The sequence below is a fragment of the Elusimicrobiota bacterium genome (assembly GCA_016180815.1).
GTDB lineage: Bacteria > Elusimicrobiota > Elusimicrobia > JACQPE01 > JACQPE01 > JACPAN01.
In genome coordinates this window covers 1-18,020 of record JACPAN010000018.1, presented here as the reverse complement: position 1 = coordinate 18,020, position 18,020 = coordinate 1, and the positions used below count along the sequence as shown (strand labels likewise).

Below are 18,020 nucleotides of genomic sequence, written 5' to 3'. Positions count from 1 at the left end.
AACCTGTGTCCCGCCGGGCACAGGGTTTTTAGTTTTATGAGCAATATTGGGGTAACGTATAAAAACCGGGGCCGCGAAGAGGAGTTGCGGCATTTGCTCCATGGGCGCATTTTGGTCGTTGACGGCGCCATGGGCACCATGATTCAAGCCCGGGATTTAAAAGCCGAGGATTTCGGCGGACCGGCCTTGGAAGGCTGCAATGAAAATTTAAACATCACGCGCCCGGATGTGATCCGGGAAATTCATGAAGCGTATCTTGAAGCGGGTGCGGATATTGTTGAAACGAATTCCTTCGGCTCAACCCGCACCGTGTTGGCCGAGTATGCTTTGGCTGACCGGGCTTTAGAGATCAGCCGGGCCGCGGCGCAAATTGCCCGGCAAGCCGCAGACAAATATTCCACCAAGGATAAACCCCGTTTTGCGGCCGGTTCCATGGGCCCCACTACCAAAACCATTTTAGTGACCGGCGGCGTGACGTTCCAGCAGCTGGAAGCCGCTTATGCCGAACAAGCGTTGGGGCTTTTGGAAGGCGGAGCGGACATTTTGCTTTTGGAAACCGCCCAGGATACCTTGAATTTGAAAGCCGGATTAAACGGCATCGATCAGGCTTTTCAAAAGTTTGATCGCTCGGTCCCGGTCATGATTTCCGCCACCATCGAGGTGATGGGCACCATGCTGGCCGGGCAAACCGCCGAGGCCCTGTACATATCGCTGGAACACCGCAATTTATTTTCCATCGGCTTAAACTGCGCCACCGGCCCGGATTTTATGACGGATCATATCCGCACGCTTTCCGAGTTGTCTCGTTTCGGCGTCTCGGCGATCCCCAATGCCGGTCTTCCCGATGAAAACGGCCGCTACAATGAAACCCCGGAAATTTTTGTCAAGAAGCTGGAGCGCTTCATTTCGGAAGGCTGGATTAATATCGTGGGCGGTTGCTGCGGCACTACGCCCGAGCATATCCGCCGCGTATCCCGATTGGTCCAAGGCAAAATCCCCAGGCTGTTGGTCAGAAGACATCGTTGCCATGTTTCGGGTCTTGAACCCTTCGAAATGACCGATGAAAAGCGTCCGATCTTGGTGGGGGAAAGAACCAATGTGATCGGAAGCCGCCTCTTCAAAGATTTAGTCGTGGGCGCCAAATGGGAGGAAGCGGCGGAAGTCGGCCGCCGCCAGGTCAGAAACGGCGCTCATGTCATCGACGTTTGTTTGGCCAATCCGGATCGAAACGAGCTGGAGGATATCGGGATTTTTCTCGATTATTTGGTTAAAAAAGTCAAAGCCCCCATTATGATCGATTCCACGGACGCCCAAGTCATCAACGCCGCGCTCAAGAAAATTCCGGGCAAAGCCATTATCAACTCCATCAACCTTGAAGACGGCGAGGAGCGCTTTGAGACCGTGGTTCCTCTCATTCATCAATACGGCGCCGCCGTGGTTGTGGGCACCATTGACGAGGACAAAGCCCAGGGTATGGCCGTCACCGCCGAGCGAAAATTAGCCATTGCCCGACGGAGTTTTAAGCTTTTGACGGAAAAGTACGGACTCAGGCCCGAGGATTTGATTTTTGATCCCTTGGTTTTTCCCTGCGCCACCGGGGACAAAAATTATTTCGGCTCGGCCGCTCTAACCATCGAAGGCGTCAAAAAAATCAAAGAAGCCTTGCCTCATTGCAAAACCATTTTGGGCATTTCCAACGTTTCTTTCGGACTGCCCCATGCCGGGCGCGAGGTGTTAAACGCCGTATTTCTTCATCATTGCGTGCAAGCCGGGCTGGATCTGGCCATTGTCAATACCGAAAAGCTTGCCCGGTATTCGAGTTTGCCTGAAGAGGATAAGCGTTTGGCCGAGCAGCTTTTGTTTTGGAGCGGCCCCGGTGATCCTGCCTATCCGCCCGGCACTGATTTAATCGCCGTGTTTACGGCCCATTTTCGGGATAAAGTCGCCGAGAAAAAGAAAGACACCCGCAAGGATTTGCCTGTTGAGGAACGCCTGCCCAAAAACGTGGTCGAAGGCTCAAAAGAAGGCTTGATCGAAGATTTGGATACGCTTTTAAAGCACACAAAACCCCTTGCCATCATCAATGGCCCTTTAATGAAAGGCATGGATGAGGTGGGGCGCCTATTCGCCAATAACGAAATGATCGTGGCCGAAGTGCTTCAGTCTGCCGAGGTTATGAAAGCGGCTGTGGCGCATTTGGAGCCTTTCATGGACAAAGTGGATGTGGGCACCAAGGGGAAAATTGTTTTGGCCACGGTCAAAGGCGATGTTCATGATATCGGCAAAAACCTGGTCCATATTATTTTGAAGAACAACGGCTATAACGTCGTGGACTTAGGCATTAAAGTCGCCCCGGAGCAATTAATCGAGGCCGTTAAAAAAGAAGCGCCCAGGCTGGTCGGACTTTCCGGTCTTTTGGTCAAATCCGCCCATCAAATGGTGGTGACAGCCGAGGATTTAGAGGCCGCCGGAATCGATGTCCCCGTCCTAGTCGGCGGCGCCGCGCTTTCCGCCAAATTCACCGCGTCCAGAATCGCGCCGCGCTATGACAGCGTTGTTGTTTACTGTAAAGACGCCATGTCGGGTCTCGAAGCCGCTAATTCTTTGGTGGATTCCGGCCGCTGCGAGGCTTTCGTGGCCAAAAATAAAGAAATTCAGGAGTATCTCTCTTGTCAAACCGCGAACGGCTCTCATCCCGTTAAATCGGAAGCAGTTTCCGCAGCAGCCATTATCAAACATGATGGCCTATCGCCCGCGCCCCCTGATTTAAAGCTTCATATCGAAAATAACTTTGATATCGAGGCGATTTTCCGCTACATCAACCCCATTATGTTGTACGGTAAGCATTTGGGCCTGAAAGGCTCTCCTGAAAATTTGATTAAAGAAGGCAACCCTAAAGCCGTGGAGCTTCATCGAAGCATTGAGGAGTTAAAAGGGGAAATCCTAGCCAAAAATTTGATCAAAGCCCGCGCCGTGTACCGGTTTTACCCCTGTTGCTCCGAGGGGGACTCAATCCACATTCTTTCAGCCCCATCTTCTGACATCATCGAAACTTTTGCTTTCCCCCGCCAACCCTCCGCCGAACGCCTTTGCATATCCGATTTCATCCGTCCCAAGAACTTAAGCCCCGATTACCTCTGCCTCTTCGTGGTCACCTGCGGCGACGGCATCCGCGAAGAATCAACCCGCTTGCGCGAAGCCGGCGAATACTTAAAAAGCCATGCCCTCCAAGCCATCGCCATTGAAGCAGCCGAAGGTTTCGCCGAGCTTTTGCATGAAAAAATCCGCGCCATGTGGGGCATCCCCGATCCCGCGGGCATGCCCATCCGCGAGAAATTTCAGGCCAAATACCGGGGTCTTCGGGTGTCCTTCGGCTACCCGGCCTGCCCAAATTTAGAGGACCAAGCAAAACTCTTTAAACTCCTCGAACCCGACAAACACATCGGCGTCCAATTAACCGAAGGCTTTATGATGGAACCCGAAGCCTCGGTCTCTGCCCTGGTCTTTCACCATCCCCAGGCCCGTTATTTCTCCGTAGGAAGCGCGGTAGCCGCTTAAACGGAATCATCAATTTCTATATTAAGCAAAATTTTACATATTAATTTTGCTTTTAAGCAAAACTTAACATATACTTAAGTTATGCTTAAAGACCGGTATCTAAGCTCACCCGTCGCCGTCGATCTTGAAGAGAAGATGGTATTTATCAGCGGTCCCCGGCAGGTGGGGAAAACCACGCTGGCCCAATCATTGCTGGCCGGAAGGTTTAAGAAGGCGGCTTATTTTAACTGGGATAAAAAACAAGGACGCGACGCCATTATCGCCGCTGACTGGCCGCAGAATGCCGATCTCATTATTCTTGATGAAATCCATAAATACAAGCGTTGGAAGCGCTTCGTTAAAGGCGAATACGACAGCCTTAAGCATCAATATAAATTTCTTATCACCGGCAGCGCCCGCCTGGATGTCTACCGTAAAGGCGGCGACTCGCTTTTAGGCCGCTATCGTCATTATCGTCTTCATCCGTTTTCCCTGGCTGAGTTAAATAATAGGAAAAACCCTCTCAAACCCTTTGAAAACATTCCCGTGGGGGCGCCGGCCAAAGGTTTGGAAATTCTGGAACAATTCGGCGGCTTTCCCGAACCCATGCTCGCTCAGGATGAGCGAAAACTGCGGCTCTGGCACAACGAGCTGCATGAACGGCTCCTGCGCGAAGACATTCGTGACGTGGAAACCATCCGCGATTTAAGCGCTATGCAGGTCCTCACCGGGATGTTGCCCTCAAAGGTGGGATCATTGTTGTCGATCAATGCGATCAGGGAGGATATGGAAGTCAGTCACCGGGCTGTTTCCAACTGGCTCAATATTCTCGAGGCCTTTTATTATCAATTTAGGATTTATCCTTTTTCACGCGGACCGTTTAGGTCGCTCAAGAAAGAGCCCAAGCTGTATCTTTGGGACTGGTCGGAGGTGACGGGAGCGGCGGCCCGCTTCGAGAACATGGTGGCCTCACATTTACTTAAGCTTGCCCATTGGCTTCATGACCGGGAGGGCTACCGGACCGGACTTTATTTTTTGCGCGACAGCAGCAAAAGGGAAGTCGATTTTTTGTTCACCGTCGGTGAGAAACCCTGGTTTGCCGTCGAAGTCAAAACTCAATATGAGGGATTGGTCCCGAATTTGAATTACTTCAGGGAAAAGTTGCGCATCCCCTTCGCCTACCAGGTGATCAACAGGCCGGGGATCGATCAGTTAAGCGGCGGCATCCGCGTCATCTCCGCCGACAAATTTTTGTCGGCTTTAATTTGACGCTCAAACCGCGCTTTTTAATTCATTGCGCTTAATCGACAGGTCTAAAGGCCATTTTGCTAGAATCCCTTCGACCCCAGCTAAAACCACAAGCATGTTGGCTAAGACCGGTTTTTCGTCCGTTGAAGCAGCTCGCGTTCAACAAAGCGAACCTTCTTCCGTTTTAGAGACGAAACTCGTTTTAAGCGACGGCACAGAATACATTGGCCGCTTTTTCGGCGCTCAGAAAAACGTTCGCGGAGAGGTGGTTTTTAACACCGGTTTAACAGGTTATGTCGAATCTCTGACCGACCCGTCGTATCGGGGTCAGATTTTAGTCCTCACCTACCCTCTTCAGGGCAATTACGGCGTTCCCCGCGACCGTTTTGAATCCAAAAAAATTCAGGTCCAAGGTTTAATCGTCAGCCGCTACAGCCAAAGCCACAGCCATTACGAGGCCGTGCGCAGCCTTTCCGAATGGCTTCAATCCGAAGGCGTGCCCGCGCTTGAAGGTATCGATACCAGGCAGCTAACCAAACGTTTGAGAGAACACGGCACTTTAGAAGGCGCGCTGCGGGCCGGCGATCATGAGCCTGTGGAAGGCGTTGATATGAGCCAGGCAGCCAAAGACGCGGCTTGGCCGGAAATGATTCGCTATGAAGGCAAAGGCCCCGTTATTTTGGTGATCGATGCCGGGATCAAAGAAAGCATTATTCGATCTTTAACGCGCCGGGGCGCCTCTGTTCTGCGCGTTCCTTTTTATCGTCCTTGGGAATCCATACTTCAGGATGTCCAGGGCATTGTGATCGGCAACGGACCCGGGGACCCTTCTGATTTAAAAGACTTGGCCGATCGTCTGCGCTTGGCTTTCGAGCGCAAGATTCCGGTTTTCGGCATTTGCTTGGGCCATCAATTGCTTTCTTTGGCTGCCGGAGCCAAAACCTATAAGCTCAAATACGGGCATCGCTCCCAAAATCAGCCGGTCAAAGATTTGACCACCGGTCGTTGCTACATCACCAGCCAAAATCACGGGTACGCCGTTGATCCCGCTTCCTTATCTCAAGATTGGGAACCATGGTTTGTCAATCTTAATGACAGGACCAATGAGGGTATTCGCCACCGCTCGTTTCCTTTTTATTCGGTTCAGTTTCATCCGGAAGCAGCGCCCGGTCCAAGGGACACCGCTTTTTTATTTGACGCCTTTTTAGATACGGTCCGGGAAACCCGGCAGGCCTTGTTGGTGTAGATTCATGCCGGAAGAAAATAGCAATTCAAAACCAAAACGAGTCCTGGTCCTGGGCTCCGGCGCTTTAAAAATCGGCCAAGCCGGGGAATTCGACTATTCCGGCTCCCAGGCCTTAAAAGCGCTAAGAGAAGAAGGCGTCTATACGGTTTTAATCAATCCTAATATCGCCACGGTCCAAACATCGGAAAAAATGGCTGACGCCATTTATTTCCTTCCGGTCGATCCTCATTTTGCCGAGAAAGTCATGGTCAAAGAAAATATCGACGCCCTGCTGCTGAGCTTCGGCGGTCAAACAGCCTTAAATTGCGGCCTTGATTTGGCCCGCGCCGGAATTTTGGAGCGCTTGGGCGTCCGAGTTTTGGGAACTCCTGTCGAAGCCATTCTGGCGACGGAAGATCGTCGAATTTTTGTCGATCGTCTTGCGGCCATCGGCGTATCAACGGCCGCAAGCCGCGCCTGTTCCGGCGTTGACGAGGCATTGGAAGCGGCCAATTCCATCGGTTATCCGGTTATTTTGCGCGCCGGCTACTCTTTGGGCGGACAGGGTTCGGCCATTGTCTACGAAGAAAATCAATGCCGCCAAGCTCTGGAGCGCGCTTTTATCGGCTCGCCCCAGGTTTTGGTGGAAGAATGCCTTTATGGGTGGAAAGAAATCGAATACGAGGTTGTTCGCGACAGCCGGGACAATTGCATTACGGTCTGCAACATGGAAAACGTGGACCCCATGGGCATTCACACCGGCGAATCCATCGTGGTGGCTCCTTCGCAGACTTTAAACGACGAAGAATATCAATCGCTTCGGGACATCGCGATCAAGGTGATCCGTGAGCTGGGCATTATCGGCGAATGTAATATTCAATACGCGCTTGATCCCAAATCAAGCCAATGCCGCGTTATTGAGGTTAATGCGCGCTTGTCCCGCTCTTCGGCGCTCGCTTCAAAAGCCACGGGATATCCCTTGGCCTATATGGCGGCCAAACTAGCTCTTGGTTACAGCTTGGATGAATTGCCTAATCCCATCACGCGAACGACCAAAGCGTTTTTTGAGCCGGCGTTGGATTACATTGTTTGCAAAATCCCCCGTTGGGATTTGCAGAAATTCGACGGCGCCAATACCAGGATCGGCACGGAAATGAAGTCGGTCGGCGAGGTCATGGCCGTCGGCCGTTCATTCCCCGAAGCCCTGCAAAAGGCGCTGCGCATGCTTGAAATCGGCGTTGACGGCCTTGATCCTTATATTTTTAATTTTGACAATTTGCGTTTTGAGCTTAAACATCCTTCGCCTTTGCGCATTTTCGCCGTTGCCAAGGCGTTCGCGGAAGGCGCGTCTTTTGAAGAAATCGCTTCTCTGACTCAAATTGATCGGTTTTTTCTGGCGGAAATCGAGCGCATCGTGGCCCTGGACAAACAATTATCCACAGTTTCTGAGGATCAATTAGACCGGGCGTTTTTGCTTGAAATAAAAAAACAGGGTTTTTCCGATAAAACCATCGCTTCGCGGACAAAAACATCGGCCCAAGGAATCAGATCATTACGCCGGCGTTTGGGCGTGCGGCCCTATTTGGCGCAAATCGACACCTTAGCCGCCGAATATCCCGCTCAAACGAATTATCTTTATTTGACTTACGCGGCGAGCGCAAGCGACGCTGATTCTTCTTCCCGGCGCAAAATTTTAGTTTTGGGCTCAGGCTGCTACCGAATCGGTTCAAGCGTGGAATTTGACTGGTGCTGCGTCAATGCGGCTTGGGCGGCCCAGGAATCAGGCTATGAAACCATTCTTTTAAACTGCAATCCGGAAACCGTGTCCACGGACTATGATGTCTGCGACCGGCTGATTTTTGACGAAATCACTTTAGAAACCGTGCTCGAAATCGTTGATGTCGAAAAACCCGAAGGCGTTTTAGTTTCCATGGGCGGGCAAACCGCCAATAATTTGGCTTTAAAACTTCATCGCCACGGCGTGCGCATTTTAGGAACGCCGCCGGAGTCCATCGACCAGGCCGAAGACCGGGAAAAGTTTTCAGCGTTATTGGATTCCATGGGCATGGAGCAGCCCAAGTGGCTTTCTGCCACCCGTTTGGATGATCTGGATAAAGCGGTGGAAACTTTAGGGGGGTATCCGGTCTTGGTGCGTCCTTCTTACGTTCTTTCCGGCGCTGCCATGCGCGTGGCCCACAACGAAGCCCAATTGCGCCATTATTTAACTAAAGCCGCGAACGTTTCTCCGGAGCATCCGGTTGTTATTTCGCAATTTGAGCGCCATTCCCGTGAAATTGAAATTGACGCAGTCGCGGACCGGGGCCGTTTGATTTTATGGGCTATTTCCGAGCATATCGAGGACGCCGGCGTTCATTCCGGCGACGCCACTTTGGTTTTGCCTCCGCAAAAGCTTTATGTTGAAACCGTTCGCCAAGTCAAACGCCTGGCCCAGCAAATCGCCGGAAAACTCAATATTACCGGGCCTTTTAATGTGCAGCTTTTGGCGCGCCACAATGTGGTCAAGGTCATCGAGTGCAATTTGCGCGCTTCCAGAAGCTTCCCTTTCGTTTCCAAAGTGATGGGGGTTAATTTTATTCGTGAGGCGACCAGAGCCATGTTGGGCGTGCCTGCCAAGGAACACATTCTCAAAAATCCTCTTGAGCTGGATTATGTGGCTGTCAAGGCTCCCCAGTTTTCTTTCCGCCGGTTGACCGGGGCCGATCCCATCTTGGGGGTGGAGATGGCTTCAACGGGCGAGGTCGCTTGTTTCGGCCAAACCCGTGACGAGGCCCTATTAAAATCGTTGCTGGCCACCGGTTTTCGCTACCCGAAGCGCGGCGTTCTTCTTTCCTTGGGAAAAATGGAAGAAAAATACCGCTTTGCGGATGAAGCCAAGATGTTGGCCAAATATGGCCTGCCCATTTATGCCACCCCCGGCACTGCTGAAATGCTGGTTGAGGAAGGGATTGAATGCGTTATTGTGGATAAAGGCGACGGCAAAAGTTCATACCTCAGCGCTCTTGATTGCCTTAAAAACGGCACAATTGATTTAGTTATTAATGTGACGAGAGAATACGACGATCAAGGCCGCCCGGATGGTTTTTTCATACGCCGATGGGCCATTGATTACGACGTTCCCTTGATTACCGACCTGTGGCTGGCCCGCTGCTTGACCCAGGCTATTTGCCGGGTTTCAAGCAATGATCTTGAAATTGATGAATGGTCCGCTTATTTGGAACCCAAGATGCTCACGCTGACTTAAATTTTGTTTAATTTAAACCATCCTGCCCTTCGGGACCTATCGCTTTTGTTATACTCTTTACCCTAATTCCTTATTGAGAATTTAAATCGTTTATAAGAATTTTTTTATTAGTTGGGGGTGTTAAACGTGGGATTACAACCTGGTTCTTCAGTAACACAACAAGCCGCGCCGTCTGGCAATCAAACGACGACTATAGATATAGCATCGGGCGATCGGCATCAATCTTCGCAGCTTCTCGAAAAAATCAAATCCCGCGAGGCCGTTGTCGGGATTATCGGTTTGGGTTACGTGGGGCTGCCTTTGGCGATCCGCTGCGCAGATATGGGTTTTCCTGTTCTTGGGTTTGATATTGATGAGCACAAGGTCAAGCGGCTCAACAGCGGTCAAAGCTATATCAATCATATTGGGTCCGATTTAATAGCCAAGCTGGTTCAACAAGAGCGTCTTCTGGCGACCGCAGATTTTGGGCGTCTCGGCGAGGCGGACTGTATTCTGGTCTGCGTCCCTACTCCGTTGACGCCGTATCGGGAACCGGATCTCTCCTACATCGTTAATACGATGGCTGCGATCAAAGCAACGTTGAGGCCGGGCCAGTTTATTTCCCTGGAAAGCACAACCTACCCGGGCACAACTTCCGAAGTACTGTTGACGCAGTTCGAGAAAACCGGGCTTAAAGCCGGGAAAGATTTTTATTTGGTTTTTTCTCCTGAACGGGAAAATCCGGGCAACGGCAAATTCGCCTTGGCGCAGATTCCGAAAGTTGTGGGCGGCGTGACCAGCGAATGCCAACGGGTGGGGCGAACGTTTTACGAACAAATCGTGGAAAGAGTCGTGCTGGTCGCCTCTCCTGAAGCCGCGGAAATGACCAAGCTTCTTGAAAATATTTTCCGGTGCGTTAACATCGCCTTGGTCAACGAATTGAAAATTCTTTGCGACCGGATGGGGATCGATATTTGGGACGTTATCAGCGCGGCTTCCACGAAACCGTTCGGTTTTATGCCTTTTTATCCCGGTCCGGGCTTGGGGGGCCATTGCATTCCCGTCGACCCGTTTTATTTGACCTGGAAGGCCCGGGAATATGACATGGTGACGCGTTTCGTTGAGCTGGCCGGCGAGATCAATTCAGGCATGCCGCAATACGTCGTGGCTAAAACCGTTGAAGCGCTCAATAAGCGGGGCCGCAGCATCAAGGACGCCAAAGTTTTGGTTTTGGGTGTTTCTTACAAAAAAGACGTCGGAGATATTCGTGAATCACCTGCGCTGAAAGTTATTGAGCTTCTCATGAGATACGAAGCCCGTGTTGCTTACAGCGACCCACATATTCCCTCGTTCGGCAATTTGCGGCATTATCAATTGACCATGGAATCTTTGCCGTTAAGCGAGAGCTTATTAAGAGAGATGGACGTGGTGATGATTATCACCGATCACGGCTGTTTCGATTATGAGCAGATCGTGGAATGTTCGCAGCTGATCATCGACACGCGCAACGCCACCAGCCACGTAAAAGCCGGCCGGGAGAAAATCATCAAAGCTTAGGCGATCTCCGCAGATCAATGGCGATTAATGACGCAAACCTTAGATTCTGATCTTAGGCTCCTTAAACAGAGGGCGCATGCCAAGCGCTATGCCGGCCTTAATAAATCCCGTTTGAAGGGATGGTTTCATCGGCTGTTTTTCAAAAATAAATTCATACCGAGAATTTTTGGAATACAGGTGCCCCCGATCCAGTATCAAGCGAAAGGATATGTCCTTACTTATGGAGATGTGACCACTCTGTTGCTCGGCCGCAGGCTGAAACATTTGGCTGCGCGGCATTCTTGGCGGCGCGTTCATGAGATCGGCGTCGGCGGGTACGGTATTTTGGGCATTTACTTAAAAAAGCGTTTTCCAGAATTATCTATTTCCGGCTCCTCTATTTTTGAGGATGAAATTACCAGCTCCCGGAAAGTCGCTTCAATGAATTCCGCGCCGTTGGAATTGTTTCATTCAGATGTTTTAGACCGGGTTGAGGGGCGTTATGATGCGATTTGGTGGAATCTTCCCTACTATGATCGCCGCATCGTATTTTTGTTGGACAAACTTTTCGGGCAAATCGTCGAGAAGTCCTTGCTGAGACCGGGCGGCATGCTCACCCTGGGATTCAACTCAATCCCTTTAGATGCGGAAACGGTGTTGTCCAGTATGAGAAGATACTCTTATTTTCGATTGATCGGTTTTGAGACATTCTGGTGGAACCCGCACGTTGTCATGACCATCGAATGTCACCCAGCCTGAACGTTTCGTTATGCCTAAAAGAAAAGCGTTCTTAACCGTAGACTTTGAAGACTACCGGCGCCAGCAATTGCATGATCATTTGGGAAACTACCCGCCTCCCAATCCCGAAGAGATCGAGCGCCAATTGCTTATGCTTTTAGAGCTTTTCGATACCTGCGGAGCCAGCGCGACTTTTTTTTCCGTTGGCCGGTTGGCCGCCGAGCTTCGATCCTCCGTTTGGAGTTTAATTACCGCCAAGCACCGTGTCGGCTGCCATGGGCATGAGCATATGCGCATTTGGCAACTGGGCCCCCAGCGGTTTCGACTGGATATTACGCGGGCCAAACGCGCGCTTGAAGATGTTACGGGCCGGCCCGTTGTTTCATTCAGGGCGCCGCATTTCAGCAGCGATGGTTGCGACCCCTGGTTTGGCGAAATGTTGTCCGCTTGCGGCTTCAAAGTGGATAGTTCCAGGCGAATCCGTTTAATGCCGGATGGTCAACGAGGCACCGTCGCTGTTACCGGGGCCGGCGGCACGTTGGTGGAAGTGCCTTTGCCTTCCATCGGGTTTGGCCCCAAGAGGCTTACGGTGATCGGGGGAACTTATTTTCGTTTGCTCCCTTTGTTTATTATTCGCCGGTTATTAGCGAGGGCCGAAACGCTCGGATTTATCCCTATGGTGTATCTGCACCCCTATGACATTGACCCTGCCGCTGCCCCCTTGGCGTACCCGATGGGGGTCGGCTATGCCTTGCATCGGGCCGGCGATAAAATGCGCCGCATGGGCCGCAGCAGCGCCGGCGAGAAATTGCTTAAGCTTGCCGAGGATTATGATTTTTGTCCGGTGGAATCCGTTCTATCCAATTAACGGAGATTAAAAGACAGATGTATATTTTGGGGCTCTCGACCATGACTGAGTCGGCGGCTGTTTTAATGGAAGACGGCCGGGTCGTCGCTGCAGCGGAAGAGGAGCGGTTTTCCCGCATTAAGCATGACGGGGGGTTGCCTTATCGCGCCATTGAATTTGTTTTGGGAACGCGCGGATTGACATTGGCCGACATTGATCATGTTGCCGTTTACTGGAACCCTTTTCAATTGGGCCACCGGGCCAAGCTTCTGATTAAAACCCTTCTTTTAGATCCCCGATTTTTCGTTCGGATGGCCCAGCGAGCAGTGACTGTTTTTACGGATGCCCGCGGCGAGGATTCCGGCTGGATGAGCCTCTTTCAGGCAAAAGGGAATTTAACAAAGCGTTTCGGCGCGACTCCGAAAAACGTCCATTTTTTGGACCACCATAGTTGCCACATGGCCAGCTGTTTTTACGCTTCTTCATTCCAAGACAGCGCGATTTTGATTATGGACGGAGCCGGTGAAGCGGCTTGCACGACCTGGGCGGTCGGGCGTGGATCCTCAATGGAAAAAATCGATGAGCATTTATTGCCGCATTCGCTTGGGCACTACTATTCTTCGGTGACGGGTTATCTTGGGTTTAAAATGCTCGATGGCGAATACAAGATGATGGGTTTAAGCCCCTATGGCGATCCCTCGGGCTCTAAATGGATACGAGAGAATTTTTTGGTCTCTTCACCGGGCGGCCGCTATCGCCTCAATACGTCGGCGTTGAACTATATCCTTGCCCTAAAAGGAGATTTCCAAGGCTCTTTTACAAGGCATTTCGGCCCGCCCAGGGAACTCAGTGAAACGGTTGAATTCAATGATCGTCATCGGGATATCGCCGCTTCCGCTCAGCAGGCTTTTGAGGACGTCGTCTTAGGCATGTCCAAGGAGCTGCGCCAAAGGACCGGCATGAGCAGACTTTCCATTGCGGGCGGCTGCGGGCTTAACTGCAAGGCCAATGGGAAAATTTTGAGCGAGGGCATTTTTGAGGAAATTTATGTGCCGCCCGTGCCCCACGATGCGGGCGGGGCGCTCGGAGCCGCGATGTTGCTTTATCAGCGGTTGACGGGAAAACGCCCCGAACCGCTCACGCACGCTCAATATGGGCCGGAGTTTCAGGATTCTGATATTGCTCAAGCCTCGTCCGGCTATAGCGGTTTTACCGTTGAAAAAATGGAAACCGACGCGCTCATTGCCCGCACGGCCAAATTGCTTTCTGAAGGGGGGGTCGTCGCCTGGTTCCAGGGAAAAATGGAATACGGCCCACGCGCTTTGGGCAACCGTTCTTTCCTGGCCGATCCCCGGTCCGATTCAATCCGCGACGTGATCAACGAAAAGATCAAGAAAAGGGAACTGTTCAGGCCGTTCGCGCCTTCCGTGAAGGAAGAAAAAGCCTCTGAGTATTTTGAAATTCAGCAGCAGGCTCCCTTCATGACCATCGCCGTTGCCGTGCGCCGGGAAAAGCGCGATATGATCCCGGCCGTCACCCATGTCGATAACACGGCCAGGCCGCAAACGGTTAATTCATCGAGCAATCCCAAGTATTGGAAGCTTTTGGATCACTTTGAAAAATTAACCGGAGTTCCCGTGCTTTTAAATACCTCTTTTAATATCCAAGAACCTGTCGTCTGCACTCCCCGGGAAGCGATTAAGACCTTCTCCTCCTGCGGTGTCGACGCTCTAGTGATAGAAAATTATTGGGTTTCTCGGAAATCCTCGAAGCGTTTAAACGATGTGGACCGAGACGCCGCCGGGCGCAAATTAGCCAAAGTGGAGAGGCCTGTCGGCATATCATGAGCCGGACCTTGGAAATTATTATTACGGGCGCTTCGGGTTTTCTGGGACGGGAGTTAGTAAAAACTTGCGGAAAATTATATCCGGATGCCGTTATCATTCCCATTAAGTCTCCCCGTGCCGGCGGTTTGGATTTGGGAGCCGGCGGCGCTGATGAGAAATTGCGCAAGACGATTAATCTATCCAATCCTGGAAACGCGGTTTTAATTCACGCGGCCGCATGGGTTGATTGGAATACTCCCGATGGATTCTTTATTAACGCGGCCATGGCCGTTAACGCCGCTCAATGGGCGCGGGCGGCTAACGTTGGTTTTTGCGTGTTGGCGGGCGGAGTTAATGTGTATATGCTGGGCCCGGAAGTTGATTTGGAAACGCCTCCTCAGCCGGGTTCTTTTTATGGCTTGGGTAAATTAGCCGCCGAGCATGCTTGGCGGCTTTTATTGGAACCTGAAAAAACCGCCATGATCCGTCTGGCCGGCATTTTTGGCTGGCAAGAGAAGCCCACGTTGTTTTGGAACAGGTTATTATTACTGGCTTTAAACGGCCCGCAGGCAGGCGGCAAAACCACGGCGCGCCGCGATAGCAAAAGAAATTATATTTCAGCCTATGACGCGAGCCGTTGCCTTCTGGAGACGGGCGTTCATGCGATGTCCGGATTGTTTATGGGAGCTTCTTTCGAAACGGTCGATATGGCCGCGTTCGTGCGAACCTTGAAAATGTTGCCCGGCTCACGGCTTGAAGTGGAGTGGAGCGATGACGCCGCAACGGAGGACAAGATCGTGTATTCGCCCAGTTCCCAATTAAGTCCATGGGTAAGATCGTTTTCCGACAATATGTCCCATCTATGGTCGGATATCCCCGATTGGGCTAAGCAAGGGGTTGTTAGCTTATCATGAAGCTGGGACTGATCGCCGATATTCACGGCAATCATTTGGCCTTTAAGCGCGTGTTGAATGTTTTGCTTAACGAAGTTGACCGGATTTTATTTCTTGGCGATTTATGCGGGCATTATCCTTTCGTGGAAGAATGCGTATCATTATGGGATAAAAGAATCGTCGGCGTCCGGGGCAACCATGATCAGATTTTTCTTGATTGCGCGTCTCAAGCATCGGTGCCGCCGCAATCTTACCGGGATAAGTATGGTTCGGCATTAAGCCGGAGTTTATCGCGCGCGTCCGAGGAGACGCTAGCTCTCGTGAAGTCGTGGCCGGTATCACAAAATTTGGAATTAGGCGCGGGCGTGGCCTGTTTTCATGGCGCGCCGTGGGATCCTTTGGGAGGCCGCGTTTATCCGGACTTTAAGGGATGGGACCGCTTCAACGAGGTTTCTTCCGGCGTTATCGCGATGGGACAGACGCATTATCCTTTTATCAAGCGGCACGGGGATAAATTAATCATTAATCCCGGATCGGTGGGACAACCAAGGGATATCGGCAATTCGGCATCCTATGCGACGGTGGATGTTGAGTCTGATAAAGCGGAAATTTTCAGAGTGCCCTTTGACCCCGCCGAATTAATTGAGGACGCGCGTCAACATAATGCGGCTATTCCGTATCTTTGTGATATTTTTTCCAGGACATGAATAAATCGATCTCAGTTTTAATAACCGCGGTTGGCGCTGATTTAGGGCAGGCGGTCGCAAAGGCTTTAAGATTGGCCTCTCCAGCTATGGAGCTTTATGGATGCGATATGAGCGAAAGCCATGCGGGGCGCGCTTTCGTCGACCGGTTCTATAAGGTTCCCGCCGCCGGCGATGAGAACTATATTCAAATTCTCAATGATTTATCCGTGGCCGCCGGCGTTGACGCGGTGATCCCCGCAAGCGAACCGGAGATTTTCGCGCTTTCCGGCCTCAATCCGGCGGGGCCGCCGATATTGCCTTCGAAAATTCCCGTTATCGCCCAAAATGGAGATTTCGTCAAAATCCATGGGGATAAATTAGAGTGTTTTAGAAATTTGGCGCGGCATGTTGACGTAGCTCCCTTTGCCGACGGGGCCGACCCGCGTCAGCTTAATGATTTTATCGTCCGTTATGGCTTTCCTCTCGTCATCAAGGAACGCCGCTCCAGCGGATCCCGCCGGGTCAGCGTCATCGAAAACCGCTCCGCCTTGGATCAGCAGATCGCTCAATTCCAAGCTCCCGTGGTACAGGCTTACGTCGACGACAAAGAGGGAGAATTTTCAGTCGGGGTTTTCAGCTCTCCTGAATTTATTCAGGCCGTCGCGTTCCGCCGTTCATTGGGTCCCGGAGGAAATTCTTGGTACGCCGAACTTAGTGATGATGAGGATGTTTTAGCTTATGCCCTCAATATCGCTAAGTCGATAAAAATCAGCGGCAGTGTCAATATACAGGTGCGCAAGGGGGCCATGGGAGTTAAATTGCTGGAAATTAACCCGCGTTTTTCCAGCCTCGCCGCGGCCCGGGCGGCTTGCGGTTTTAAAGATGTTGAGTGGTCGTTGATGCTGGCGCTGGGATGTTTATCGGTGAGGGAACCGCAGCCTGTACGCTTAGGACGGTTCTGCCGGTTTCAGGGCGAGTTGATGGATTTTGGCGAAGGGTTTAGCGCCGTTAAGGAATGGGAACCGTATTTTAAGATCGGCGCGTGCTGCTGAATAATTATCGCGAATAGTCTAATGAGCAGGGAAATTCCAAATTTCGTTTTTTTTGTCGCGGCATCGGCGGAGGTCGGGTCCGGGCACGTCAGCCGGTGCCGGGCCTTGGCGCAAGCCATCGGCGGCCGGGCCGATGTTGTTTTTGCGTTAAGCGGCGACCAGGGCCATTGGAAAGAGGTCCTAACCCAAAGCGGAGTTAAAGTAATCGCTCCTGAAGCCGTGGGCGGGTCGCACTGGTCCGCCGTGATTATGGATGGCTATGATTTTAGCGTCCCGCAGTATCGCCTTTTACGCGGCGCGACTTCTTGTTTTATGGTGATGGACGATCAGGCGTTGGGCAATGAGATGGCCGATATTATTTTGAATCAAAACGCGGGCTATACGGATGCGGAGTATCGCGGCAAAATTTCCGATCGCGCCCATCTGCTGCTTGGACCGTCGTACACGCTTTTGCGCGAGGAGTTCCGGCTATTGCGGGATGCGGGTGTTCATAGGGATTGCTCCCGGGCAACGCGCGTTTTGGTGAGTTTGGGCGGTTCAGATACAAGAAATTTGACGACGATTATCGTCCAGGCGTTAGAGCGGCTCGATCATGCGGGTCCGCTGGATGTGACGCTTGTGCTCGGGCCCCATAATCGCCATGCCGCTCAAATTACCGAAGCCTGCCGTTCTGCGAAACATCGTTACCGGATCGAAAAAAATGTGCAGCGGATGGAACAATTTATCTTGGAAGCCGATTGGGCCGTGGGACTCATCGGCGTTTCCATGTGGGAAAGGATGTGTCTTGGTTTGCCCACGCTTCTTTTGGCGCTTGATGAACACCAAGACAGAATCGGCCGGTTTGTCCACGGCGAGAAGGCGGCATTTTATGCCGGCCGGTACGATCGTTTATTCCAAGAGGAAATTGTTTCTTCAATGGCTAAATTCATCGCCGATAAGGACATGAGGGCCACGTTGTCCATCAACGGCCTAAATCTTGTCGACGGCACCGGCGCCGGACGGGTGGCGAAAGTTTTAATGGATCGCAGTTTAAATTCTCGAGGTGTCAAATGACGTTTCAAAACATTGTTAGGATAAAAAATAAAACCATAGGCGCCGGACAGCCCGCTTTTATCATCGCCGAATTGGGAGTTAATCACGGCGGCGACGCGGACGTAGCCGCTAAAATGATCGAGGCCGCCGCCGCCGCGG

General features: G+C 51.7%; 13 protein-coding genes. All 13 read left to right on the top strand.

The window, feature by feature from the left end:
- The first annotated feature begins 36 nt into the window (after nucleotides 1–36).
- The gene (gene metH, locus HYT79_10020) at nucleotides 37–3,558 is read left to right on the top strand and encodes a methionine synthase (protein ID MBI2070921.1); all 3,522 of its coding nucleotides are present in this window, start codon (nucleotides 37–39) and stop codon (nucleotides 3,556–3,558) included.
- Nucleotides 3,559–3,639: 81 nt separating this feature from the next.
- Nucleotides 3,640–4,806, top strand: a complete 1,167-nt coding sequence (locus HYT79_10015; protein MBI2070920.1) for an ATP-binding protein — start codon at nucleotides 3,640–3,642, stop codon at nucleotides 4,804–4,806.
- A gap of 94 nt (nucleotides 4,807–4,900) precedes the next feature.
- Complete coding sequence (gene carA, locus HYT79_10010; GenBank protein ID MBI2070919.1) at nucleotides 4,901–6,031, top strand: glutamine-hydrolyzing carbamoyl-phosphate synthase small subunit; 1,131 nt, start codon at nucleotides 4,901–4,903, stop codon at nucleotides 6,029–6,031.
- Between the two features lie 4 nt (nucleotides 6,032–6,035).
- Nucleotides 6,036–9,272, top strand: a complete 3,237-nt coding sequence (gene carB, locus HYT79_10005) for a carbamoyl-phosphate synthase (glutamine-hydrolyzing) large subunit (protein MBI2070918.1) — start codon at nucleotides 6,036–6,038, stop codon at nucleotides 9,270–9,272.
- A 198-nt stretch (nucleotides 9,273–9,470) separates the two neighbouring features.
- The gene (locus tag HYT79_10000; GenBank protein ID MBI2070917.1) at nucleotides 9,471–10,808 is read left to right on the top strand and encodes a nucleotide sugar dehydrogenase; all 1,338 of its coding nucleotides are present in this window, start codon (nucleotides 9,471–9,473) and stop codon (nucleotides 10,806–10,808) included.
- Nucleotides 10,809–11,036: 228 nt separating this feature from the next.
- Nucleotides 11,037–11,546 (top strand): methyltransferase, encoded by a 510-nt coding sequence (locus HYT79_09995; protein ID MBI2070916.1) that lies wholly within the window; start codon nucleotides 11,037–11,039, stop codon nucleotides 11,544–11,546.
- Nucleotides 11,547–11,556: 10 nt separating this feature from the next.
- The gene (locus tag HYT79_09990) at nucleotides 11,557–12,393 is read left to right on the top strand and encodes a DUF3473 domain-containing protein (protein ID MBI2070915.1); all 837 of its coding nucleotides are present in this window, start codon (nucleotides 11,557–11,559) and stop codon (nucleotides 12,391–12,393) included.
- Nucleotides 12,394–12,434: 41 nt separating this feature from the next.
- Nucleotides 12,435–14,219, top strand: a complete 1,785-nt coding sequence (locus HYT79_09985; protein ID MBI2070914.1) for a carbamoyltransferase — start codon at nucleotides 12,435–12,437, stop codon at nucleotides 14,217–14,219.
- Nucleotides 14,216–15,112, top strand: a complete 897-nt coding sequence (locus HYT79_09980; GenBank protein ID MBI2070913.1) for an NAD-dependent epimerase/dehydratase family protein — start codon at nucleotides 14,216–14,218, stop codon at nucleotides 15,110–15,112. Before HYT79_09985 ends, HYT79_09980 begins: the two co-directional genes overlap by 4 nt.
- A complete protein-coding gene (locus HYT79_09975) occupies nucleotides 15,109–15,798 on the top strand; it encodes a YfcE family phosphodiesterase (GenBank protein MBI2070912.1) in 690 nt (229 codons plus the stop codon). The genes HYT79_09980 and HYT79_09975 overlap by 4 nt, the downstream gene beginning before the upstream one ends.
- Nucleotides 15,799–15,905: 107 nt before the next feature.
- Nucleotides 15,906–16,829 (top strand): ATP-grasp domain-containing protein, encoded by a 924-nt coding sequence (locus HYT79_09970; protein MBI2070911.1) that lies wholly within the window; start codon nucleotides 15,906–15,908, stop codon nucleotides 16,827–16,829.
- A 21-nt stretch (nucleotides 16,830–16,850) separates the two neighbouring features.
- On the top strand, nucleotides 16,851–17,882 hold the full coding sequence (gene pseG / locus HYT79_09965) for a UDP-2,4-diacetamido-2,4,6-trideoxy-beta-L-altropyranose hydrolase (GenBank protein ID MBI2070910.1): 1,032 nt from the start codon (nucleotides 16,851–16,853) through the stop codon (nucleotides 17,880–17,882).
- A partial coding sequence (locus HYT79_09960; protein ID MBI2070909.1) for an N-acetylneuraminate synthase occupies nucleotides 17,879–18,020 on the top strand: 142 nt, incomplete at its 3' end. The genes pseG and HYT79_09960, both read left to right, overlap by 4 nt.